The organism is Desulfurellaceae bacterium, from assembly GCA_021296095.1.
Lineage (GTDB): Bacteria > Desulfobacterota > Binatia > Bin18 > Bin18 > JAAXHF01.
The window spans coordinates 598-24,122 of the sequence record JAGWBB010000047.1 but is presented as its reverse complement, the minus strand read 5'-3'; the positions used below and the strand labels follow the sequence as shown (position 1 = coordinate 24,122).

The 23,525-nt window shown below is 62.8% G+C and carries 21 protein-coding genes; 11 read left to right on the top strand and 10 right to left on the bottom strand.

Annotation, left to right across the window (positions count from 1 at the left end; translation table 11 throughout):
* Positions 1-510: 510 nt before the first annotated feature.
* Entirely contained in the window at positions 511-747 is a 237-nt protein-coding gene (locus tag J4F42_12665) for a hypothetical protein (protein ID MCE2486361.1), read from the bottom strand.
* 117 nt (positions 748-864) lie between these two features.
* Between J4F42_12665 and J4F42_12660 the strand changes: the two genes are divergently transcribed.
* Positions 865-1,662 (top strand): hypothetical protein, encoded by a 798-nt coding sequence (locus tag J4F42_12660; protein ID MCE2486360.1) that lies wholly within the window; start codon positions 865-867, stop codon positions 1,660-1,662.
* 7 nt (positions 1,663-1,669) lie between these two features.
* On the opposite strand, the gene J4F42_12655 is transcribed toward J4F42_12660, so the two are convergent.
* Genes J4F42_12655 through J4F42_12640 form a run of 4 tightly spaced genes read right to left on the bottom strand, consistent with a single transcriptional unit; the run spans position 1,670 to position 5,800 of the window.
* A complete protein-coding gene (locus J4F42_12655) occupies positions 1,670-2,650 on the bottom strand; it encodes a hypothetical protein (protein ID MCE2486359.1) in 981 nt (326 codons plus the stop codon).
* Between the two features lie 16 nt (positions 2,651-2,666).
* Positions 2,667-3,071: a c-type cytochrome gene (locus J4F42_12650; protein ID MCE2486358.1), complete on the bottom strand. Its 405-nt coding sequence runs from the start codon at positions 3,069-3,071 to the stop codon at positions 2,667-2,669.
* A gap of 27 nt (positions 3,072-3,098) precedes the next feature.
* Positions 3,099-3,944, bottom strand: a complete 846-nt coding sequence (locus tag J4F42_12645; protein MCE2486357.1) for a transporter substrate-binding domain-containing protein — start codon at positions 3,942-3,944, stop codon at positions 3,099-3,101.
* Between the two features lie 53 nt (positions 3,945-3,997).
* Positions 3,998-5,800, bottom strand: a complete 1,803-nt coding sequence (locus J4F42_12640; protein ID MCE2486356.1) for a PQQ-dependent dehydrogenase, methanol/ethanol family — start codon at positions 5,798-5,800, stop codon at positions 3,998-4,000.
* A gap of 160 nt (positions 5,801-5,960) precedes the next feature.
* Between J4F42_12640 and J4F42_12635 the strand changes: the two genes are divergently transcribed.
* Genes J4F42_12635 through J4F42_12615 form a run of 5 tightly spaced genes read left to right on the top strand, consistent with a single transcriptional unit; the run spans position 5,961 to position 13,183 of the window.
* A complete protein-coding gene (locus J4F42_12635; GenBank protein MCE2486355.1) occupies positions 5,961-6,542 on the top strand; it encodes a cytochrome c3 family protein in 582 nt (193 codons plus the stop codon).
* A gap of 21 nt (positions 6,543-6,563) precedes the next feature.
* Positions 6,564-9,566 carry a molybdopterin-dependent oxidoreductase gene (locus J4F42_12630; protein MCE2486354.1) on the top strand — a complete coding sequence of 1,001 codons (3,003 nt, stop codon included), beginning with the start codon at positions 6,564-6,566 and terminating at the stop codon, positions 9,564-9,566.
* Positions 9,567-9,589: 23 nt separating this feature from the next.
* A complete protein-coding gene (locus tag J4F42_12625) occupies positions 9,590-11,461 on the top strand; it encodes a DUF3341 domain-containing protein (protein ID MCE2486353.1) in 1,872 nt (623 codons plus the stop codon).
* Positions 11,445-11,975, top strand: a complete 531-nt coding sequence (locus J4F42_12620; protein MCE2486352.1) for a c-type cytochrome — start codon at positions 11,445-11,447, stop codon at positions 11,973-11,975. Before J4F42_12625 ends, J4F42_12620 begins: the two co-directional genes overlap by 17 nt.
* Complete coding sequence (locus J4F42_12615) at positions 11,972-13,183, top strand: hypothetical protein (GenBank protein MCE2486351.1); 1,212 nt, start codon at positions 11,972-11,974, stop codon at positions 13,181-13,183. Before J4F42_12620 ends, J4F42_12615 begins: the two co-directional genes overlap by 4 nt.
* Positions 13,184-13,223: 40 nt before the next feature.
* Here the strand turns inward: J4F42_12615 and J4F42_12610 are convergent, their stop codons facing one another.
* The gene (locus tag J4F42_12610) at positions 13,224-13,598 is read right to left on the bottom strand and encodes a hypothetical protein (GenBank protein ID MCE2486350.1); all 375 of its coding nucleotides are present in this window, start codon (positions 13,596-13,598) and stop codon (positions 13,224-13,226) included.
* 263 nt (positions 13,599-13,861) lie between these two features.
* On the opposite strand from J4F42_12610, the gene J4F42_12605 reads away from it, so the two are divergent.
* The gene (locus J4F42_12605) at positions 13,862-14,485 is read left to right on the top strand and encodes a hypothetical protein (protein MCE2486349.1); all 624 of its coding nucleotides are present in this window, start codon (positions 13,862-13,864) and stop codon (positions 14,483-14,485) included.
* 105 nt (positions 14,486-14,590) lie between these two features.
* Here the strand turns inward: J4F42_12605 and J4F42_12600 are convergent, their stop codons facing one another.
* On the bottom strand, positions 14,591-15,148 hold the full coding sequence (locus tag J4F42_12600) for a hypothetical protein (protein ID MCE2486348.1): 558 nt from the start codon (positions 15,146-15,148) through the stop codon (positions 14,591-14,593).
* A gap of 112 nt (positions 15,149-15,260) precedes the next feature.
* Here J4F42_12600 and J4F42_12595 point away from each other — a divergent pair, with 112 nt between their 5' ends.
* The gene (locus J4F42_12595) at positions 15,261-15,563 is read left to right on the top strand and encodes a HigA family addiction module antidote protein (GenBank protein ID MCE2486347.1); all 303 of its coding nucleotides are present in this window, start codon (positions 15,261-15,263) and stop codon (positions 15,561-15,563) included.
* 151 nt (positions 15,564-15,714) lie between these two features.
* A complete protein-coding gene (locus J4F42_12590; GenBank protein MCE2486346.1) occupies positions 15,715-17,181 on the top strand; it encodes a hypothetical protein in 1,467 nt (488 codons plus the stop codon).
* 104 nt (positions 17,182-17,285) lie between these two features.
* On the opposite strand, the gene J4F42_12585 is transcribed toward J4F42_12590, so the two are convergent.
* Positions 17,286-18,989 (bottom strand): PQQ-dependent dehydrogenase, methanol/ethanol family, encoded by a 1,704-nt coding sequence (locus tag J4F42_12585; protein ID MCE2486345.1) that lies wholly within the window; start codon positions 18,987-18,989, stop codon positions 17,286-17,288.
* A gap of 9 nt (positions 18,990-18,998) precedes the next feature.
* Positions 18,999-20,714, bottom strand: coding sequence for a PQQ-dependent dehydrogenase, methanol/ethanol family (locus J4F42_12580; GenBank protein MCE2486344.1), 1,716 nt, complete (start codon positions 20,712-20,714; stop codon positions 18,999-19,001).
* Between the two features lie 142 nt (positions 20,715-20,856).
* Between J4F42_12580 and J4F42_12575 the strand changes: the two genes are divergently transcribed.
* On the top strand, positions 20,857-21,627 hold the full coding sequence (locus J4F42_12575) for an N-acyl homoserine lactonase family protein (GenBank protein ID MCE2486343.1): 771 nt from the start codon (positions 20,857-20,859) through the stop codon (positions 21,625-21,627).
* Between the two features lie 176 nt (positions 21,628-21,803).
* Here J4F42_12575 and J4F42_12570 read toward each other — a convergent pair whose 3' ends face one another.
* Positions 21,804-22,001 carry a hypothetical protein gene (locus tag J4F42_12570; protein MCE2486342.1) on the bottom strand — a complete coding sequence of 66 codons (198 nt, stop codon included), beginning with the start codon at positions 21,999-22,001 and terminating at the stop codon, positions 21,804-21,806.
* A 170-nt stretch (positions 22,002-22,171) separates the two neighbouring features.
* Here J4F42_12570 and J4F42_12565 point away from each other — a divergent pair, with 170 nt between their 5' ends.
* A complete protein-coding gene (locus J4F42_12565; GenBank protein ID MCE2486341.1) occupies positions 22,172-23,233 on the top strand; it encodes a hypothetical protein in 1,062 nt (353 codons plus the stop codon).
* The last annotated feature ends 292 nt before the right edge of the window (positions 23,234-23,525 follow it).

Genomic DNA, 23,525 nt, shown 5'->3' with positions numbered 1-23,525 from the left:
AAACGCGCGGTCAGCTTTCTGGGAGCTATCTATCTGGCCGCCTCGGTGATCCTCCTTAACTGATGACACTCCCTAGCAAAACGGGAAAGGGAGTATAAGGTTGTGAAGGTCCATGCCGATAACGGCAAAGTCCAATCAATGAAAATCAGAGAAACATGAGCGAGATAACAGATCAATTTCAGCGTTACAGACAAGCGGGGATAATGGTAGATACGAACATTCTGCTCCTTTTTTTCATCGGCGCCGTCGATCAAGATTTAATCCCAAAATTAAAACGAAATCGTCAATTCTCCGTCGATGATTACGCGACACTGACGAGCATTCTCGGCCTTTTCGATAGAATCGCGACAACCCCACACATCCTCACGGAAGTCAGCAATCTTTCAGGACAGCTAGAGCACTTCACGATTCCGTATAGCCAGCCGGTTCTTGTCGTCCGCTCGGCCGCTGGATGCCGGATCACGTCCGGCATGACGAGAGTGGCACGGCTACAGCTTAACGTGAACCGCTCTAGGAGAACCTGCAAAGAGCGAATATTTCAAGAAATTCTCTTCCGATATCACTCTGCTCGAAGAGGAGAATGTAGCAGGTAGAGATGTCGCGCAAATGCAGGAGTTCGTGAGATTCGGCCTCACCGATAGCGGAATAATCCGTTTGACCAGGGGGAGGTATCTCGTCCTGACAGACGATTTCCGGCTTTCGCAATATTTGCAGGGCGCTGGTGTTGACGTCATCAACTTTAACCATATTCGGACTGCTCATTGGTGATACTCTCTGGGCTTTCCAGCACGATCACCAAGCCCCAGGGAGGCCTCTAATCTCAATCGCCCTGAGCGCAGTCACAATCCTCGACGAACAACCGCCATGTGTCGCCTCCCCACGTCCTTTCTCCGCGCCTCGGTCCTAGCCCTGCTGCTGACCGCGTCACCGGCGGCGGCTCTTATCGACTGGAGTACGACCGAACTGCACTTCCAGTATGGTCATATCGAAAACCCGTTTTCGGACCTCAACGATGACACCTTCATCCTCACCCTGCAGAACGCCCTGGGCTGGAAATACGGCGAGAGCTTCTTTTTTGCCGATTTCATCGAAGACGTGGAGGGCGACGACTTCAACGACACCGATCTGTACTTCGAGTGGTATCCCAGCTTCAGCCTGGGCAAGCTGACCGGCAAGCAGCTCGGCATCGGGCCGATCAAGGACTTCTCGCTGCTCTTCGGCCTCAATGTCAGCGTTGACGCCAAGGTCATCAAATATCTGCCCGGCCTGCGTGCAGCCTGGGAGGTGCCGGGTTTTGCCTTTCTGAATACCGAGCTGACCGCCTATATCGATGACAGTCGAGGCGTGTCGCGCGGCGGGGCGCCCAAAGAGAGCGACAGCTTTCTGTTCGACATCAACTGGGCCTATCCCTTCAGTATCGGCAAGCTGTCCTTCTCAATCGAAGGCCATGCCGAGTATGTGCACAGCCGCACCAACGAGTTCGGCAACCATGTCAAGAGCTGGATTCTGGCTCAGCCGCAGTTTCGCCTGGATCTGGGCAAAGTCTTGACCGGGGCGGCCGACCGGCTGTTTATCGGGCTGGAGTACCAGTACTGGCGCAACAAGCTCGGCACCGAAAACGACGAAAGCCTGCCGCAGTTCCTGCTGGTCTGGCGGTTCTGAACACGAGCTAGGGCGTCACCGCCACCCCCCACGGGATACTGCCGACCGCAATCGTCTTGATCAGCGTATCGGTCGTGGTGTCAATCACGGCCAGGCCGTCGGACCGTCCCATGGTGGCGTACAGTTTTTTGCCGTCCGGGGTCAGCGCCGACCACCAGCAACGTGTCCCGCCCAGGGGAATGGTTGTAGTCACCCGGTTGGTGGCGGGATCAATCACCCGCACGTCGTTGGCCCGGCCGTGCACCACGTAGACTTTTGAGCCGTCCGGCAGCACCGAGATACCGACCGGCCGTTCGCCCATGCCAATCGTCTCGGTCACGGCCAGTTTCTCCACATCAATGACCGACACGGTATGGCTGCGCTCGCTGCTCACATAGGCGGTTTTCCCATCGGGCAGAAACGCCACCCCGCGCGGGTTCTCGCCGACCTTGATCGAGGCCACGACCTCGTAGGTCTGGGTATCAACGACGGTTACGTCATGGGACGTCTCGTTCGGCACAAAGGCCAGCCGACCATCGGGTGAGATCACCACCGTTTCCGGCTCGATGCCGGCCTGAACGGTGGCAATCACATTCTTGGTTGCCAGCTCAACGACCCGCATCACGCCCTCGTTCTCGTTGACCACAAACAGCCGGGTTTCATCATTGCTGAGATCAATGCCCTCGGGATCAATACCGACCGGGAAGGTCTCGACAACGGTGTTGGTTTCGGCGTCAATGACCGAGATATCGTTGGAATTGCCGTTGGCGGCATACACCCGCGTGCCGTCGGCCGATATGACCAGCCCGCGCGGCCGCTCGCCGACCGCAACCTTGGCCACGACTTCGTCGGTCTGGGTGTTGATGACCCACACGTCGTTCGACTTTTCGTGGCTGACGTAGGCAAAGGGCTGGGCGAAGGCCGGAGAAGACAAGGCAAAAGTCAAAAGGCAAAGAGCAAACGGCAGAGGTGAAAAACGTGTTCCGAGCTGCATCGTCAGTCGTGTCATTACCCGTCCCGCTTTCTTATTCGTGCGCCGCAATAGCGGCGATCTTTTTGCCGTCGGCGGCTTTGCCCTCCTGACAATGGGAGGCGGATCTCACATAGGCCAGGATTTGCCACAGCATTTCGTCGGGCAGCTGGCCCTTCCACGGCGCCATTTCGGTATTGGGAACGCCGTCGAGGAGGACCTGGAACATCTCTTTGTCGCTGTTGCCGTACTTCGACTCACAGTCAAACAGGCTCGGAGCCTTGGCCTCGCGATCGATGCCCGGCAGGACGTGGCAGTAGCCGGTACACACCGCCTGAAACAGGGCCTCGCCCTCGGCAATGGCGGCCGCATCGCCGGCAAAAGGATTGGTGTCCTGGCCATGGGCCTGGCCGGCCGTTCCAGCCAACAGACTCAGGACACAAAAGACCAAACCAATCATCAAACGACTCATATCCGCGTGTACTCCCTAGGGTTGTCTGTTGCTCAGCGACTGAAACATCAGCTGCTGCATCTCGGCAAAGCTGTACGTAGTGGCAAAAGGCCGGTGGGCCGGGATGCCATACTTTTCGAGCAGGCGGGTGAGGGTGCCGGATTCGGCCAGGCTGCCGAGCGCGGCGTCGATGGCCTGGCGCAGCGCGGCGTCCTCTCTGCGGGTTGCGACCGATTCGTTCCAGCGCACTACGCTGGGCGGCTCAAGCGTATCGACGATCCGTAAGGGCAGCTCAGGATGGGCGCTGAGGTGCCAGCCCGCCTTCGGTCCCCACAGCAGGGCTGCGGACGCCCCGCCGCTGCCCACCGCGTCCAGCGCCTCTTCGAGGGAAAAGACGGTGAAGGTTTGGATTTTCCGGGCGCTCAGCATGAAATTGGCGATCGTTTGGGCGCGTACCGCAACGGCTCCGTCGCCGACCTCGTCCAGGCTACGCAGGCTCTTCTCGGCCGGCCCGACCAGCTCAAAGCCCGCCCCGTAGTACGGCGCTCCAACCACCAGCGTGGGCGCTTCGTCGAGCGCGTCCTGACCCGGCACGCTGAAAATCGCGTCGCACCGGCCGCGCGCCAGCCCAAAGACAGGCAGGTCGGTCTCCTCAATCTCGGTGATCCGGGTGTCGTGCTCAATCCACACCGGCTCAAACCCACGCCCCATTGCCTCGGCAACCGCCCGGGCCGTTTCCAGGTCAAAGCCGCTCTCGTCGGCCTGCCACGAGTAGGGCGGGTTGTTGGCCAGCAGACACGTTCGGAACGTCCCAGCGTCCTGGCTCCAGGCTGTGCCAACGCTCAGCAGGATAACCCAACCGGCACCGAAAAGTCTCGCCATCAACGCTCGCCCGAACGGCAGTCCGGCCCGCCTTCGGCCTCCACCCCGGTCGGTCATTCTTCACCTTCGGGCAGGGCAAACACAAACAGGGTGCTGCCTTTGGACGCCAGCGGGTTCTCGCCGACCAAAGACACGGCCAAGCCTCCGCCACCGCTCGGAATCGCCACGTACTGACGCCCGTTGACCTTATAGGTGGCCGGCTGGCCACGCACGGTAGAGCCAGTCTGGAACTTCCACAGCAGCTCCCCGCTCGTGTCGTCAAAGGCCAGCGCATAGCCCTTTTGGTCGCCGGTGAACACCAGACCGCCGGCGGTGGCCATGGTGCCGCCGACCAGGGGATAGTCGTCTTTGTAGCGCCACTTCACCGCCCCGCTCGACACGTCAACCGCAGACAGATGGCCGTAGGACGACTGGTCGTCGGCCTCGGTCTTGCCGGGCCCGCCGCCCCAGAAGGGAATGCCCTGAATAAAGGTTGCCGCGCCTTTGAGCATCTGCCAGCAGCTCTCGACCACCGGCAGATACATATACTTGGTGATCGGGCTGTAGGCGGCGGTCCACGAGCCGTTTTTACCGCCGACCGAGCCGGGGCAGATGAATTTCCCGGCCTCCTTGGTCGGCACGTATTCGGGGTTCACAATCGGCCGGCCCTGTTCATCGAGACCCTTGGCCCAGTTGAGTTTTTCCACATATTGGGAGCCGTGCAGAAACTCGCCCGAGGTCCGGTCGAGGACGTACAGGTAGCCGTTGCGGTTGGGCTGGGCCAGGGCTTTGACCGTCTTGCCGCCCCGCTCCACATCAATCAGAAACAGGTCGGTATTGCCGTCATAGTCCCAGATATCGTGCGGCGTGAACTGGAAGTGCCACTTGATCGCCCCGCTGTCCGGGTCCAGGGCCAGCACCGAGTCGGTATACAGATTATCGCCCTCGCGCACGTCGCCGTTCCAGTCCGGGGACGGGTTGCCGGTCGCCCAGAAAATCACGTCCTGCTCGGGGTCGTAGGAGCCGGTAATCCAGGTCGGTCCGCCGCCGATCTTCCACGAGTCGCCAGCCCAGGTCTCAGACCCGGGTTCGCCCTCATCCGGGGTAGTATGGCGGCGCCACTTGCGCTCCCCGGTCTCCACATCATAGGCGTCCACATAGCCCCGAATGCCATACTCGCCGCCGGCAATACCGACGATGACCTTGTCCTTGACGATGAGCGGGGCGGCCGTGGCGCTGTAGCCTTTGCGATAGTCGTCGATCTCAGCCTGCCAGACCAGGGCGCCGGTCTGGGCCTGGAGGGCGACCAGGCGGGCATCCAGGGTCGCCATGAAGACCTTATCGCCACTGATCGCCACGCCCCGGTTGCTCGGGCCGCAGCACACCCGCATATCGCCGGGCAGAGGGTGATCGTAGCGCCACAGCATCTCGCCGGTCTCGGCCTGAATCGCATACACGTGGTTAAAGGCGGCAGTCATATACATGATGCCATCAGCCACGACCGGCGAGGCCTGGAACTGGGCCGGCACCCCGGTTTGAAACATCCAGGCCGCCTGGAGCTTTTTCACATTGTTGCGGTTGATGTCGGTCAGCGGGCTGAAGCGGGTACTGTCATAGCTGCCGCCGTACATCAGCCAGGCCGACGGGTCGGCCGTGCCTTTAAGCAGACGCTCCTGGGTGATGGGCTTGAAATCGCTGATCTGGGACGTGCCATTTTGGGATTGCTTGGCCGGGGACGGGGCGGGTGCGGCAGACGGCAGCGGCTCGGCGGTCTCCACTCTGCCGCCCACGGCAGCCGCCTCAATAGGGACACCGAGCACGAGCAGGCTTCCGGCGACCAGGCTTCGTAGCAGCGTCTGTAGTCCTGCGTATTGCATAGGTTTTTCCTCCTGTGGGCGGAGTAGCCCCGACTGAATGCGGTCGAAAGGTACTGGCTTTTTCGCGGTGGGTCAAGGGGAAATCGTCCCAGACTCAGGCGCGGGCGGACACCTCCGCCTTGCGCCTCGGGTTTGTCCTCTATATATGGGGACAGCCCACATGCACTCAACACCCACACTCCGCCTTCGCCTGCTTGTCCTCGTCATCGCTGTGCTCGGTGTGCTGACGGCGCTCTACACCCGGGAGGTCAACCAGGGCGTGTGGAATGCGGGCAAGGCCGCCTGGTGGGATTTTCACCTCATCGACCTGGGCCTGACCGGTTGGGGCAAGGCGCCCCGCCAGCCAATCGCTTTCAGTCACGCCCTGCACGCCGGGCAGTACGGGCTCGACTGCCTGTACTGTCACAGCGCGGCCCGCGTCTCTCCCCAGGCCGGCATTCCGTCGCTCGAGACGTGTATCGGCTGCCACAAAAGCGCCACCGACAAGCCCGAACTGCTCAAGGTCCAGGACTACTGGCAGCGCCAGGAACCCATCCCCTGGCTGCGGGTGCATACGCTGCCGCTCTTCACCCGCTTCAGCCACAAACGCCATATCCGGGCCGGCGTGGCCTGCGACAGCTGCCACGGGCAGGTCATCCAGATGGAACGGGTCGAGCAAGTGTCGTCGCTGAAGATGGGCTGGTGTGTAACGTGTCACGAGGCTCAGCAGGCGGACAAGGACTGCCTGGTATGCCATTATTGACCCTCACAACGGATTGCGCGCATGGGAATTGATCGCCGAAACTTTCTGAAACTGCTCGGCGTCAGCTCTACCGCACCGCTGGTCAGCTGTGCGTCGGGGCCGGTCGAGACCATCATTCCATACGTCATTCAGCCCGAAGACGTTGTCCCCGGGCTGGCCAGCTACTATGCCACCACCTGTCGAGAATGTCCGGCCGGCTGTGGCATGCTGATCCGCACCCGCGAGGGCCGGGCGGTCAAGGCCGAGGGCAATCCGTCCCATCCGCTCAACGCCGGCGCCCTGTGCGCCCGGGGTCAGGCTGCGCTGCAAGGACTGTATAACCCCGACCGCATTCGCCAGCCCCTGGCTCGGGACGCGGACGGCAGCCTGCACGCCATCTCGTGGCCGGACGCCCAGCAGCGCCTGGTCGACAAGCTCCAGGCTCTCCAAGCCCAGAACCAGCTGGCCGAGACGGCGTTTGTGGCCGGCCAGCTCGGCGACAGCCTGGAGCGCCTGGTGGGCCAGTGGTTGTCCGGCCTCGGCTCACAGCGGCTGCACATCTATGAGCCGTTCAGCGATGAGGCGCTGGACCGGGCGAGCCAGATCTGTTTTCAGCGTCCCGCGCCCAGCTATGCCATAGACAAGGCCAAGTTTCTGCTCGGCTTTGGCGCCGACTTTCTGGAAACCTGGCGCTCGCCGGTCGCCTACGCCACAGCCTTTGGCAAAATGCACGGTGGCGCTGGCCGCTTCGTTCAGGTCGAGCCGCGACTGTCGCAAACCGGCGCCAACGCCGATACCTGGGTCAGTATTCGGGCCGGCCACGAGGCGTTTCTGGCCCTGGGTATGGCCCGCATCATTGTTGACGAGCAACCCGCCGGCCTGGCGGCGTCCGAAGCCCACCGGCTCAGCGCCCTGCTGGCGCCCTATTCGCTGGAGCGGACGGCCGAGCTGACCGGCGTGCCGGCCTGGCGGGTGCAGAGCCTGGCCCGCGACTTTGCCAGCCAGCGGCCGAGTCTGGCGCTGGGGCCTGGGCTGGCGACAACCTCGCGCCAGGCGACGGCCAGTCAGGTGGCCGTCCTGCTGCTCAACTACGTGGCCGGCAATATCGGTCAGACCGTCCGCTTTGAAGCCGACGACGGACCGGCCCGGACCCAGCCCTCCAGCTCGCTCGACGCTCTCACCACGGCCATGGCGGACGGCGCTGTCCCGCTCCTGCTGCTGGCCCATGCCAACCCGGTCTTCAGCCTGCCCCGGGCCAGCGGGTTTGCCGAGGCGCTTGAGCGGGTGCCGTTCATCGTCAGCTTCTCGTGTTTTGTCGATGAAACAACCGCCCGGGCCGACTTGGTGCTGCCCGACCACAGCCCACTGGAGAGCTGGGGCGACCACAGCCCGCAGCCCGGCGTGCATAGCCTGATGCAGCCGGTCATGGCCCCGGTGTTTGACACCCGACCAATGGGCGACGTGCTGCTCTCGACCGCCGCCCAGCTGGTCCAGACCAGCCCGGATCAAGCGGCGCCGGAAGCCGCCGAGCAGGCGCCTGATCCGGCCGGGGGTGGCTTCCTTGCCTATCTCCAGGACTCGTGGCAGACCATTCATCAGCGGGCCGTACACGAGTCCGGGGCTGAGGCGGATTTTGACGCCTTCTGGCGCGCAGCCGTGCAGCGCGGGGGCTACTGGCAGGCGGCCCAGCCCATAGCGGTCGAGCTGTCCGCAGCCGTCTTCGAGCAGACCTTTGCGGCGCCGGAACTGTCCGGTCCGCAGCAGGCCGCCCTGCCCCTCATGCTGTACCCGTCCTCGCGCTATTTTGACGGACGGGGGGCGAACAAACCCTGGTTGCAGGAACTGCCCGACCCCATGACCAAGGCGGTGTGGGACTCCTGGGTCGAACTCCATCCCCAGACCGCAGCCCGGCTCGGCATCCAGGACGGGGAGGTGCTGGTCCTGCACTCCGACCACGGCCGGCTCGAAGCCCCGGCCTACCTCTACCCCCACATGCAGCCGGACCTGCTGGCCATGCCGATCGGTCAGGGCCACACCAACTACGGGCGCTACGCCAGCGGCCGCGGCGCCAACCCGATTCAGCTCCTGCCGGCCGACGCCCGCACCGAGGCCGGCGGGCTGGCCTGGTTCTCGACCCGGGTCCAGGTCGCGTCGGCCGGACGCCGGGAGCCGCTGGTCACCACGGCCGGCAGCCACACCCAACTCGGCCGCGGCATCGCCCGGTCGGTCACCCCAGCCGCGCTGGCCAAACGGTCCGCCGCTTCCGACACGGCAGACGCCCACGGCCAGCACGACGACCACGACATGTATCCCGAGCTGGAGTACGAACACTACCGCTGGGGCATGACGGTCGATCTGTCGGCCTGCACCGGCTGCGGGGCGTGTGTGACGGCCTGCTACGCCGAGAACAATATCCCAACGGTCGGCAAGCAGGCGGTCGCCCAGGGCCGGGAGATGGCCTGGCTGCGGATCGAGCGCTATTTTGCCGATACCTCGCCCCAGCACTGGGACCCCGACGCCCCGCCGGTGTCGTTTGCGCCCATGCTGTGTCAGCAGTGCGGCAACGCCCCGTGCGAGCCGGTGTGTCCGGTGTACGCCACCTATCACAGCCCGGAGGGCCTGAACGCCCAGATCTATAACCGGTGTGTCGGCACCCGCTACTGCTCGAACAACTGCTCGTATAAGGTGCGCCGCTTCAACTGGTCGCAGGCCGAATGGCCCGAACCCCTCCACCTCCAGCTCAATCCCGACGTGACGGTGCGGGAAGCCGGGGTGATGGAGAAGTGCACCTTCTGCGTCCAGCGGATTCAGGCTGCCAAAGACTTGGCCAAGGACGAAAACCGGCCGGTCCGGGACGGCGAGGTCACCCCCGCCTGCGCCCAGACGTGTCCGACCCGGGCGATTCGCTTCGGCAATCTGGAAGACCCCGACAGCGCCGTCTCCCACCAGCGCCACGACCCGCGCGCCTACACCGTCCTGGACCACCTCAATACCAAACCGGCGGTGACCTACCTGGAACGAGTCGTCAAGCGCGGACGCGGCTGAGCCTCGGCGCCCTCCCCTGCGGCATGGAAACCACGACCCTCAGCTATCGTCAGGTCAACCGCGACCTGCTCAAGCCGGCCTTCTCGGCTCCGATCAGAACCTGGGCGATCCTGCTGGTGTGCGATCTGGCGGTCCTGGCCTTTGGCCTGTACTGCTGGAGATACCAGATTGAGGCCGGACTGGGGGTGACGGGCCTGAGCCACCCGGTAAGCTGGGGCGTGTACATCACGAATTTTGTGTTCTGGGTCGGCATTGCCCACTCCGGGACGCTGATCTCGGCGGTCTTATTCCTGTTCCGGGCGCGCTGGCGCACGTCTATCGCCCGCAGTGCGGAGGCCATGACGATCTTTGCGGTCATGACCGCCGCCCTGTTCCCGATCATCCACCTGGGCCGGGCGTGGAATTTCTACTGGCTGCTGCCGTATCCGAATCAGCGTCAGCTGTGGGTCAACTTCCAGTCTCCGCTGGTCTGGGACGCGTTTGCCATCAGCACCTACTTCGCGGTCAGCGCCATGTTCTGGTACATCGGCCTGATGCCTGACCTGGCCGCCATCCGGGATCGGGCGCGCGGCCTGCGTCGTCGCATCTACGGCCTGCTGGCCCTGGGCTGGCAGGGCACCAACCGGCAGTGGCTGCACTACCTCAGCGCCTACGGGTTTTTCGCCGCCCTGGCCACGCCGCTCGTCGTGTCGGTCCACAGCGTGGTGTCCTGGGACTTCGCCATGGCCCTGGTGCCGGGCTGGCACAGCACGATTTTCGCCCCCTACTTTGTGGCCGGGGCGATTTTCTCGGGGCTGGCCATGGTTTTGACGCTGCTGATTCCGCTGCGACGCATCTTCGGCCTGCACGCCTACATCACTCCCACCCATTTCGACAATCTGGGCAAGATGATCATCCTCACCTCGCTGATCCTCAGCTACTCGTATATCAGCGAGGTGTTCATCGCCTGGTATAGCGGCAATCCGTTTGAGCGCGAGATCTTCTGGTATCGGGCCTTTGGCGATTACGGCCGCCTGTTCTGGCTGATGGTCTTGTGCAACTGCGTGGTGCCGATGCTGCTGTGGCTGCGCGCGATTCGGACTCATACCGTGTGGCTGTTCGGCATCTCGCTGCTGATCAACGTCGGCATGTGGCTGGAGCGCTTTGTCATTATTGTCTCGTCCCTGGCCCACGAGTTTAATCCCTCGGCCTGGGGCGTGTACCAGCCGTCGTGGGTTGAGGTCGGCATCACCGCCGGCAGCTTTGCCTGGTTTTTCCTGTGGTTTCTGCTGTTCATCAAGTTTCTGCCGCTGGTCTCCCTGGCCGAGGTCAAAGAGCACCTGCCGGCCGCCGCCGAGCCACCGCCGGCCGACCCGGACGCGGTACCGGTCGCCCCTGTATTGAGCGGACGCGGCAGCGGTGCGATAGGTATTTTTCCCCGGCTCGACAGCCTGCTGGCGGCCGTCAGCCAGCTCCGCCAGCGCGGCTACACCCGGCTCAGCGTGGTGTCGCCTTTTCCCGTGCCCGAAATCCAGCGCGCGTTTGACGCCTCGCCCAGCCCGATCCGCTATTTCACGCTGGCCGGTGGGCTGCTGGGGATGTGTATCGGCTTTGGCCTGCCGATCTATACGGCTCTGGACTGGCCGCTGCAAACGGGCGGCAAACCGATCCTGGGGCTGCCGTCGTTCGCCATCATCGGCTTTGAGATGACCATTCTGTTCGGCGCCCTGGCAACCCTGGTCGGCCTGTTGATACACGCCCGACTGCCCGCCCGGTCGGTCGAAATCAGCCACGATCCGCGCTTTTCAGAAGACTGCTTTGGGGTGTTTGTGGCCTGTCCGGCCTCACAGCTGGAAGCGGTCAAGGACAGCCTCGCTTCGAGCGGCGCCCAGGATGTGTATGAACAAGGTGTGTGAGCCCCAGCGGAAACGGGGGCTGGTGTGCCTGCTGGTCGCAGCCCTGGCGATCCTGGCCGCCGAGCGCGGCCACAGCCTGCCGTGGAACACCGACATGTACGGTCAGCCCGAACTCGCGGTCGGCACGGCGCCGCAGCCTCCGCCCGCCCACAGTGTGCCGACGACCGGGGTTGAGCCGCCCCTGTCGGCGCGCATGTCGGAGCGGATCAGAGCCGGGCTGCGCCTCAGCAACCCGAATCCGGCCTCGGCCGAGTCCCTGGCCAGCGGCAAAGCCCTGTTTCAGATCTACTGCACGGCCTGCCACGGTCCCCAGGGCCGGGGCGACGGCTCGGTCGTGGGCAAGGGCATTCCGTCCTCAGACCTCCACGCCACGCGGATCAAAGGTCAAAAAGACGGCTATATGTATGCGACGATCCGCAGCGGCGGCATCATCATGCCCAGCTATGGCCACGCCCTGTCGGTCGCTGAGCGCTGGGATATTGTGAATTACCTGCGTCACCTGCAAGACCAATGAATACCCCGGCCTCCCCTGCCCTCCCTCACTTACCGGCCCGGCTGGTCGGACTGTTGTGGGTGTGCGTCGGTCTGGGCGTCCTGGCCTTTGGGCTGGGCCTGGTGCTGAGCCCCCAGCGCGTCTGGCAGGCGTATCTGGTCAACTGGCTGTTCTGGTCGGGCGTGTCGCTGAGCGGCGTGACCTTTGCCGCCATCCTGCATCTGGTCAAGGCCGAGTGGGCCGGCCCGCTGCGCCGCCTGGCCGAGGCCACGGCCGCCTGGCTGCCGATTTCCTTTAGCCTGTTTCTGGTCTTGATGTGGGGCACGGCCTACCTGTTCCCGTGGCTGGACGAACCGATCAAAGCCAAACAGCCGTGGCTGAGTCTGGGCTTTATGCTGTTTCGTGATTTTTGCGCCCTGGCCGTGCTGTACACGCTGAGCCTGACCTTTGTGTACTACGCGCTACGTCCCCGTATTGAGCGGCTGCCCGCCCCGAGCGGCCGCTGGCCCACGGCCGTCCACAACAGCCTGAGCCGCGACCGGTGCGACGCCGCAACCGAGCAGGCTCGCAGCCAGCGGGTTCTGGAGCTGCTGTCACCCGTCTTGCTTGTCCTGTATGCGGTGCTGTTCAGCCTGATCGGCTTCGATCTGGTGATGTCGCTCGATCCGCACTGGATCAGCACCCTGTTCGGCGCTTTCTTTTGCGTCGGCAATCTGTATGTCGGCCTGGCCGCCATCATGGTCGGCGCGGTGGCGGCTCACAAGCTCGGCCTCCAGACGCTGCCCACGGCCGCCCAGTCGCACGACCTGGGCAAGCTGATTTTTGGCTTTTGCATCCTGTGGACGTATCTGTTCTGGTGCCACTATCTGCCGATCTGGTACGCCAACCTGCCGGAAGAAACCGGCTTTATCCTGCGCCGGCTGGCCCACCAGCCGTGGGCGGCGCTCAGCGCGGTCGTGCTGGCCCTGAACTTCCTGATTCCGTTTCCGCTCCTGCTCAGCCGGGGCCTCAAGCGGCGCCCGACAGCCCTGGCCGGCCTGGGGCTGGTCATCGGCCTAGGCATGTGGCTGGAGCGCTATGTGCTCGTCGTGCCGTCCCTGTGGCAGCCCGCCAGCCTGCCCTTGGGCGTCCTGGAGCTGTGCCTGCTAGCCGGCTTTTTCGGCAGCTATGCCCTGGCCTTTCTGCGCTTTGTGCGAGCCTTTGTTCCGGCTGAGGAAAAGAACTCCTGAAACCGCGCCTCCCTTCTCTCATCACTCATAACAGCGTTTATCACTCGCTCCTTCTTTCGTAGAGCACATCCTGCCAGTCATTGTCGCCTATATAATCGCCTGCCAGAATGCTGTAGTTGCTTTGTCTGGAAAGAAGGGGCATCAGGGCTCTATAGATCGGAAACCCGTACCATGACTCCTGCATATTGAGCGTATCGAATACGAGCGCGATTTCGCGCCGCTTTGGGTCCGGCACAAGGGCGCTTTTCAAGGCGCTATACTTGATACCCTTGCTTGCCAGGATTTCTTTGGTCTGGGCCAGTAGCCCCTGAATCTCATGCTGCATACGGGCAGGACCGATTTTGAAATAATTGCGCATGCTCTCAAGCATCTCGTGGCTCCGCGCGTTCAGCGTGTAGATAATTTTCTTTGCCATTAATGACCTATACGCCTGCCGTGGTGGAGTGGCCAATTGAGCGCGGCGGGAATCGGCAATCACAGCAAAGGCATGCGTCGTGCCGCGAGATCGTAGGCTAGCGGGACCGAGGGAAAGGCGTGTTCCCCATTTCCGTGGGGATCTGCTTGTACGTCGCTCATAGGTCGAGTATACCGAATTGCGCCGCCGTCACAAAATAAAGTGAGCGGCCAGGTCGCCTAGACCAGGCCGCTGGCGGCGGGGGAGGAAAGGCTGAGACAGAAATGAATTTCTGGGAATCACAACTGGCCGGTGTCATCGCTGGTGGTGTTATTGGTGTCGTGACCACGCTAATCGCACAGGTATTCGCAGCGGGTAGACAGCAGAAGCAGTTCGCCCACGATCTTGAAGTAAGGCGAGAGCAGTTTTCTCACGAAAAGGAACAAGAGATCAGAGGCAGGCGAACGGTAGCGCTCGCTGATCTGAATATGCTGCTGGAGGCTCAGACCACCGCTCTAAAGGAGTTGTGGGGATTCATGAAGAATTCCAAGGAGGCTCGCCCTCACCTCACAATGTCTCCTGAGGACGCATGGAAAGTGCTCCAGGAAAGGGGCTACCGCATCAAGTTGTGGCCTATCAACGTTCCTATGACCAGAGCAATTAACGAGTATGCCACTGAAATTCATATACTGTTACAAGACCTTGGGCATCCAGACGTCCAAGACCTAGTTGAGGGAAGGCTTGATAAGCTAGACGCAGAGCGAGTCACTGCCCTAGACCAACAATTCCGGGCAGCAGCAACGCTACTTATTACCGCTCTAAAGGAAACCGCTAATCTAATGTCTGAGCTTAACGGTATAGAAGTGAGAAAAATGACTGACCAGCAGGCTCCAGTGGAGGAAGGCTAAGGCCGAGTGGACCGCGGGCGATGGCAAGTAGGAAGGAGAAAGTATCCCCATGACATCTCTGCGCTGGCTTTCCCTTGGTGTCGCCCTCCTGTGGGCCTGCGTCCCCTACCCCGTTGCAGCGCAAGACGCTTCGGAGATCATGTCCTGGAGCTGGGAGAGATCACCGCCAAGCAAGCCTATCCGTTTGAGTGTTCCAGTCTTCTCGGTAGCCAGGTAGCCAAGTTTGCTCTCGTCAATCCGAACCTCGAAATCTGCGATCGGCAGGGGATTAGGGCTCACGGCATTGATCGAGAATTCCGTGTCGGATTCAAAGCCCTGGAAGACCGGCCGTTCGATCTTGTACGAGAGCAAAACCCCGAAATACGTTTCCTGGAGGCTCCGGCACGTGTAACCGGAATCCTCCCAGAGGTAGCTGTGCATATTCACATCTTCTTTGTTATCCCGGTCGTCTTCGTGCCCCATCAGGATGATATTCTTGTGTTTGATGCAGTCATTTGCCAGTACCGTAGAGAGATAGAGCTTGAAGCGCGGCGCGAAAGTCATATCGGCAAAGCCGACATAAGGCTCGAATCCGGTGAGGCCTTCGTGGAGGGTTCTGATCATGTTATCGGTGAGGTTGTTTATATAGACGATAAAGAACTGGTTGCTGTAGCGCCATTTCACTTCCCCGATCGGCTGGACGCTCTCGCAGAAAGAATTGATAAGTGTTGATAGACACAGTGATACGGAGCTTTCAACATCGGGGGCTCAAGCGACTCTACGAAGGAGGGCCGTCGTGCCGATGAAAAATCCGCCGCACCCTGGCAAAATTGTCCGGGTGTCCTGTCTGGAACCGCTTGGCCTGAACGTCACCGAAGGCGCGAAGGTGCTCGGCGTTAGCCGCCAGGCCCTCTCGAACTTGGTGAATTGCCGCGCCCGCATGTCCACCGACATGGCGATCCGGCTGGCGAAAGCGTTCGGCTCCACGACGGAGACATGGATACGCTTGCAGGCCGCCTACGACGTTGCCCAGGCGCAAGCGCGTGAGGATGAAATCGAGGTCGAGCGCTATGAGCCACGACCAGCGGCGGGACAATAGAGAGTGAACGTGGCCACAAGAACGTCTACAACGGATTGGCCACGGCTCAAGGCGATGCAAACGCAAGACATTCAACTCAGCGACGAGCATCCGGCCGCCGAAGTGCAGCATACCGTTCCCATGCGCGGTGAGACCGCGGCAGGAAACATGTATGACAACCGGTGAATTCGCAGCCGAGGATTGGATCGAGCGACTGGCGGGGGCTCTCGCCGCGCTGGCCGAGACGCAGAAGCGTTACCCGGACGAACTCGACCAGCAGCGCCAGCAACGTATCCGTAGCGAAAGCACGCTGTTCCGGCGAAGTGCGTTCGACGATCCTTCCGCCGACCTCCGGGCCTTCTATGGGCAGGCTTCCAGAGCGGGACGGTCCTTCGCGGACCGTTACGCTCCCCTCCGCGCCGCATTGGCTGAGGTCCAGCGCATACTCGCGGCGCACCCCGCCTGGGCGGGCCTTGTGGATTCTGCCGACGGCCGAGGGGAATTCTCGATCTGGATCGTGAACCACGGCAGCTCTGAGAGCCTGTTGAGCATCATGAGCGGGCTGATGACGCGTGGGATGGAGGTACGTCAGGACGGCTTCAGCGTAGCGGCTTCCGAATTGCACGAGTTGCTGGAGCCCGGAGGGGACCTGGGGCGGATGCCCGGTGCCCGCGATCTCTTGGTGGGCTACCACGTCACGCTCTTCTACGGTCTGCGCGTGAGCAAGGCAGTGTCGCTTACGGACGACATGGCGCTCCTGCCTTTCAAGCAGCTGAACGCGTTCGCGAACGAGGACATGTTGCAGACTGTCGCGCCGGCGGTCATCCACCACAACCTTCAGCGGGCTGTCGGGGCGCTGGTGCAGTCTTTTCGCTGGCAGCCTGAGTTCCGCAAACAGGGTGATGCTGCCGACCCAGACCTGGATTGGGGCGGCTCGTTTCTCACAGACGCGGAGGCGTTTGTCGAACTGCTGGCGCTCTTCCACGCCGCCCCGGTCATGTCCCTGGTGAGGATCCCGTACTGCACCCATCGCCGGGCCTCGCATCTCCTGGGACTGCCGTATTATCACGGCAGTTACGATTGGGGCCGTGCTGCCCGGCCATTCGACCCGTCTGCTGGATCAATCGAGTTGCGCGAAGACGCGCTCGCCGAAGCCAGACAAGCCTTCAAGGACCGGAACAGCGCCCAGTATCGGTATTGTGCGCCGATCATCGCCCGGCTTGCGGGGGCGCTGGCGCGAAGCGGCCGGTTCGGGACCGACGACAGGATTCTGGACGTGGCGATTGCCCTGGAGCGCCTGTACAAACCCGGAGAGGGCGACATAACGTTCAAGCTGAAGACGCGGGCCGCCTGTTTCCTCGAAACCGGCACGGAAGACCGTTTACGGGTGCTCCAGGATGTTGAGGAGTTCTCCAAAGTGCGGGCAGCGATCATTCACGGAGGTCAGCGGTCGTCAGCCACAGCAGAGGATGATGCGTTCAGCAAGGGATTTGAGATAGCGCGCCGGTCAGTCGTCAAACTGCTACGGGACGGGATGCCGGAGCTACTGCAGGACGGGACGCCGAATTGGGACAAAGTCGTGATCGCAGGGACCGAACCCAGCACGCCGATACCCCGGGATGGCGATGGAACGCCCTAGCCGGTCCATCGCAGCAGGAACGGTCAGGTCGTGGTGAGGCGGATGAAGGTGCGGGTATTGTGCGCTTTTTCCTGCGATTTGTCTTTTTCAGTTTCCAGCACGTTCTAGGACTCCGGCAGGGCAAAGACCACCAGCGCGCTGCCCTGATTGACCTTGTCCGGCTTGCCCAGCAGGGTCGTGGCCAAGCCGCCGCCGCCGCTCGGCACGGCCACGTACTGCCGGCCGTCAAGCTTGTAGGTCACCGGCTGTCCGCGCACCCCCGAGCCGGTCTGAAAGCGCCACAACAGCGCGCCCGTGTCGGCGTCAAAGGCCAGGGCATAGCCGGCCTGATTACCGGTGAACACCAGCCCGCCGGCCGTGGCCAGGGTGCCGCCGACCAGGGGATAGTCGTCCTTGTACTGCCACGTGATCGCGCCGGTCGAGGGATTGATCGCCGACAGGTGGCCGTATGACGAGCCTTCGTCGCCCTGGGTGGTGCCCGGGCCGCCGCCCCAGTAGGGAATGCCCTGGACAAAGATCGCGGCCGCTTTGCGCATCTCCATACAGCTCTCAATAACCGGCACATACAGCAGGCCCGTCAGCGGGCTGTAGGCGGCGGTCACCGAACCGTTCTGACCGCCGGCCGCACCCGGACAGATCATCTCCTGCGGCTCCGGGGTCGGGACATAGCGGGGATCGACAATCGGCCGGCCGGCCTCGTCCAACTCCTTGGCCCAGTTCAGCTGCTCGACATACTTGGTGGCGTGCAGATAGTCCCCGGTCGCCCGGTCGAGCACGTACAAATAGCCGTTGCGGTTGGGCTGCACGATTGCCTTGACCGTCTTGCCGCTGCGCTGCACATCGACCAGCAGCAGGCCGGTATTCCCGTCGTAGTCCCAGATATCGTGGGGGGTGAACTGAAAGTGCCATTGGATCTGGCCGGTTTCAGGACTCAGGGCCAGCACCGAGCTGGAATACAGGTTGTCGCCCTCGCGCACGTCGCCGTTCCAGTCGGGGCCGGGGTTGCCGGCCGCCCAGTACAGGAGATCCTGGTCCGGATCGTAGGAGCCGGTGACCCAGGTCGCCCCGCCGCCGCTCTTCCACGAGTCGCCGGCCCAGGTCTCATTGCCCGGCTCTCCCTCACCCGGAATCGTATAGCGTCGCCAGCGCCGCTCGCCGGTCTTGGCGTCATAGGCGTCCAGAAACCCCCGCACGCCATAGTCACCGCCGGCGATGCCGACAACCACCAGATCCTTGACCACCAGCGGCGCGCCCGTCCCGCTAAAGCCCCGGTGATATTTTTCGATCTCGACATTCCACACCACCTCGCCCGTCCTGCGGTCCAGGGCGACCAGGCGGGAGTCCAAGGTGCCCATGTACAGGGTATTGTCGGCAATGGCCACGCCACGGTTGCCCGGCCCGCAGCAGATGCGGGCATCGCTCGGCATGTCGTGATCGTATTTCCACACCAGCTCGCCCGTCTTGGCGTCAAGCGCGTACACGTGGTTGTAGGCGGCCGAGACATACAGCATCCCGTCGGCCACAATCGGGGCGGCTTGAAACTGGTAGGGAATCCCGGTCTGGAAGACCCAGGCCGGGCTGAGTTTTGTGACGTTGCTGCGGTCGATATCGGTCAGCGGACTGAAACGGGTGTTGTCGTAGTTGCCGCCATACATCAGCCAGTCGCGCGACTCGGCCGTACCGTTCAGCAGCCGCTGCGGGGTGACCGGCTTCAGCGCGGAATCGGCCTCGCTCCGGGCTTCGTCAGCGGCCTGCATAGCCAGCAGCACCACACACACGGCGAACAGGATTCGGGACACGGCTTGCATTGTTCCTCCTCATTCGGGCAGGGCGAACACGACCAGGGCGCTGCCCTTGTTGATGGCGGCATTCTCGCCCACAAAGGTGACGACCAGGCCGCCGGCGCCGCTGGGCACGGCGACATACTGGCGGCCGCCGACCTTGTAGGTAATCGGCTGACCACGCACGGTCGAGCCGGTTTGGAATTTCCACAGCACCTCGCCGCTGCGATCATCAAAGGCCAGGGCGTAGCCGTGCTGGTTGCCGGTGAAGACCAGACCGCCGGCGGTGGCCAGGGTGCCGCCCACCAGGGGATAGGCGTCAACATAGCGCCACTTGGTTTTCCCGCTGGTGGGATCAATCGCCGCCAGATGGCCGTAGGACGAACCGTCGTCGCCCTGGGTCTTGCCCGGCCCGCCGCCCCAGTACGGAATGCCGCGAATAAACGTCGCCTTGGCCTTCAGCATCTCCATGCAGCTCTCGATGACCGGCACGAACAAGAGCTTGGCCGACGGGCTGTAGGCGGCGGTGTACGAACCGTTCTGGCCGCCCGGCGCGCCCGGACAGATGAGCGTGCCGCCGTCTTGGGTGGGCACGAATTCAGGGTTGACGATCGGCCGGCCCGTTTCATCCAGCCCTTTGGCCCAGTTCAGGCGCTCGACATACTGGGCGCCGTGCAGGTACTCGCCGCTGGCGCGGTCCAGGACGTACAGGTAGCCGTTGCGGTTGGGCTGGGCCAGGGCTTTGACCGTCTGGCCGCTGCGCTGCACATCGACCAGCAGCAGGCCGGTGTTGCCGTCGTAATCCCAGATGTCGTGGGGGGTGAACTGGAAGTGCCATTTGATCTGGCCGGTTTCCGGGTCCAGCGCCAGGACCGAGCTGGTGTACAGGTTGTCACCCTCTCGCCCGTCACCGTTCCAGTCGGGCGCCGGATTGCCGACACCCCAGTACACCAGGTCCTGCTCGGCATCGTAGGCGCCGGTCACCCAGGTCGGCCCGCCGCCGTGCTTCCACGAGTCGCCGGCCCAGGTCTCGGCTCCAGGTTCGCCCTCGGCCGGGATGGTGTAGGTCCGCCACTGGCGCTGCCCGGTTTTCACGTCATAGGCGTCAACATAGCCGCGTATGCCGTACTCCCCGCCGGCAACGCCGACTATGACTGAATCTCTGACCACCAGCGGCGCGGCGGTGACGCTGAAGCCGGCGGTGTGGGCATCAACCGCGACATTCCAGATGACTTCACCGGTCCGACGATCCAGCGCGACCAGACGGGCGTCGAGGGTGCCCATGAACACCGTGTCACCGGCAATCGCCACCCCGCGGTTACCGGGACCGCAGCAGATGCGCAGATCCCTGGGCAGGGGATGATCGTACTTCCACACCGGATCACCGGTCGCGGCGTCCAGGGCGTACAGGTGGTTATAGGCTGCGGTCACGTACAAGACGCCATCGGCAACAATGGGCGAGGCCTGGAACTGGTACGGGACCCCGGTTTGAAACACCCAGGCCGGGCTGAGCGAGCTGACATTGTCCCGGTTGATATCGCTGAGCGGACTGAAGCGCGCGTTATCGTAGCTGCCGCCATACATCAGCCAGTCGGCCGGCTCGGTCGTACCGCTCAGCAAACGCTCGTGGCTGACCGGCTTGAGCGGCGCGCCGTTTTCCCGGTCCGGCGTTTCTTCCGCGCGGAGCGGACTGAGCAGCCCCAGCACAACGATGAGTCCGGCGATCCCACGCCACCAACAGGCTTGCGACATATCTCTTCCCCCCGGGTCTGCGGCAGAACTGACGGGCAACCTACTGGCTTTTCCACACACGATCAAGGGAAACGGCCCGGCGCTGGACCTCGGCCGCCATTCCTGGCATGACTGGCCGTCAGTACCCACACAGGAGGGAAGCATGCTCCAGATCTTTTCCATGCCGTGCGGATTTTTAGAGTTTGACAGCAAGCTGTTTTTTCCGAACCTGGACAAGGGCGAACAGTTCACCATCCCCGTCCCGTCCTACCTCATCACCCATCCCCAGGGCAACGTGGTGTTCGACACCGGCATCCACTGCCAGGCGATTCATGATCCGCTCGGTCGGCTGGGCTCGATTGCCAAAGTCTTTGTGCCCCGCACCCAGCCGGGCCAGGAAATCGTCGCCCAGCTGGCCAAGTTCAAGCTGACGCCCCAAGACATCCGCTACGTCATCAACTCCCATTTCCACTTTGATCACGCCGGCGGCAATGAATTTTTCCCCGATTCGACAATCCTGGTCCAAAAAGAAGAGCTGGGCGCCACCCGAGACCCGGCACTGCTCAAAAAAGTCCTGTTCGACCCCAAGGACTACGACCACGAGCTGGACTATCGCGAGATTGAGGGTGAACTGGATATCTTTGGCGACGGCAGTCTGGTGCTCTTTCCCACCCACGGTCATACGCCGGGCCACCAGTCGCTCCGCGTGCGGGTCAGCAAGGGCAGCGACATCGTGCTGACTGCCGACGCCTGCTACACCCAAAAGAACATGGACGAGAATCTGCTGCCGTCGATTGCCTTTGACGAAACCGAAATGTACAAGTCACTGGCCACGCTGCGAGACCTGCGGGACAAGAGCGGCGCCACGATCATCTACGGCCACGACCCCAGGCAGTGGCAGGAGATTCCGCACGCCCCGCAACCCCTGGCCTGAGACCGGGCTGAGGGTTGGCTTGAAAGCCGGCCCTCACCGGGAATCCTGCGTCTTCTCACTCCCAGCCTTTCCACACCTGCGGACAATAGCCGACCGTCGCCTGTTTGCCGTTGCGCACAACCGGGGTGTTGACCAGCAGGGGCTCTTCGAGCAGCACGGCCTCAATCCGTCCGGGGTCAAGCGCGGCGTGGGCCAGACCACGCTCGACAAAACGCGGGCTGGAACGCGCTGGCCGCAACCGAGCGCAGCTCGCCCTTTGACAGACCCTTATCGGCCAGATCGACAAACTGAAAACGAACCCGGCGTTCCTTGAAAAAGCGCTGGGCTTTGCGCGTGTCGGCACATTTTTTGAGGCCAAAAATCTGGATATTCACAATGTAGCGTCCTTGTCCGGCGGTACTGGGCCGGCAGTCTAGCAGAAATGCCGGACCGACCGTAGCCGCCGGCTGGCAGGTGAGGAATGACACGTGTAGCCAGCCTGTTCGGTGGACGCCCCCTCAGAAATATGACAGACAGCTTGCATACTCTCTGTCGGAGGCTTGCCATGCGCTCAGACTACTCCGCATCCCGGTTCCGGTTGGTCGCGGCTACCGTGCTGTTTCTGCTGACGCTCTGCGCCGCCCCGCATGTCTGGGCGCAAGCCACGCTGGAGAATCCGCAGCCGGACTCCTTTCAGAGCGGCATCGGCCTCATCTCCGGCTGGGCGTGCAACGCGCAGCAGATTGAGATTACGTTCAATGGTGGGCCGCCCGTTGAGGCCGCCTACGGCACCAGCCGGAGCGACACCCAAGCGACCTGTGGCGACGCGGATAACGGCTTTGGCTTGCCTTTCAACTGGAACCTCTTAGGCGACGGCGTGCATACCGTCCAGGCGCTGGCCGACGGCATAGAGTTCGCCAGTGTGACGGTCATCGTGACCACCTTGGGCGAGGAGTTTCTGCGAGGCGCGGGAGCCATCCTCCCCCTCTCCGACTTCCCCGATCCTGGAGCTACCCGCCTCCTGCGCTGGTCGGAGGCTCAGCAGAACTTAGAGATCAGCGTCGGTGCGGCTCAGGGGGGCGGTTTCAGCGGGATTCCCAATGAGGCGCAATTAGAGAACCCGCAACCGGGCTCCTTCCAGAGCGGCATCGGGATCATTTCGGGCTGGGATTGCGCCTCCGAGACCATCGAGATCAGCTTTGATGGAGGACCGCGCATCGAAGCAGCCTCGGGCACCAGCCGGGGTGATACCCTCAGGGTGTGTGGCGACACGGATAACGGCTTCGGCCTGCTGTTCAACTGGAATCTGCTCGGCGACGGGCCGCATACCGTGACCGCCTACGGTGATGGCACCGTGTTCGCCCGCGTGACCGTCACCGTGACCACGCTAGGGACCGAGTTTCGCCAAGACCTCAGCCGGCGAGAGACCGCGCCGGACTTTCCCGAGGTCGGCACTGACACCCGGATACACTGGCAAGAAGCGCATCAGAACTATGTCATCAGCGCTGCGTTGGCCACATCTCGGTTGGCGCGGGTACACCCGGTCATCACTCCCCCAGCGGGTCTCAGGATTCCGCCCCTTGCACCGCCGAGGTCCGAGCGCGGCCCGAGCCGTCTCTGCTCCTAGCGGAAGACGCGGGCGGCACCGTGCTCCTGGCCCTCGCCGAGATGGATGGCGGCTTGCTGGGCGAACGACAGGGGGAGGTCGAAATCAGCCTGGATAGTACTGCGGTGGCACTCGGCGGGCTGGCAGCCGGTATCGCCATCCCTGACATGGACCCGACAGTCGTGCGTGCGATACGCGAGCACTCCCAATACCCTGCTTTAGTGACGGATATCACTAGAGGGTGTTAGGAACTTCTGACAACCCATTGATTTTATTCAGGTTTTTCGCAAGGTCGCGCAAGACCAGCCGCCGA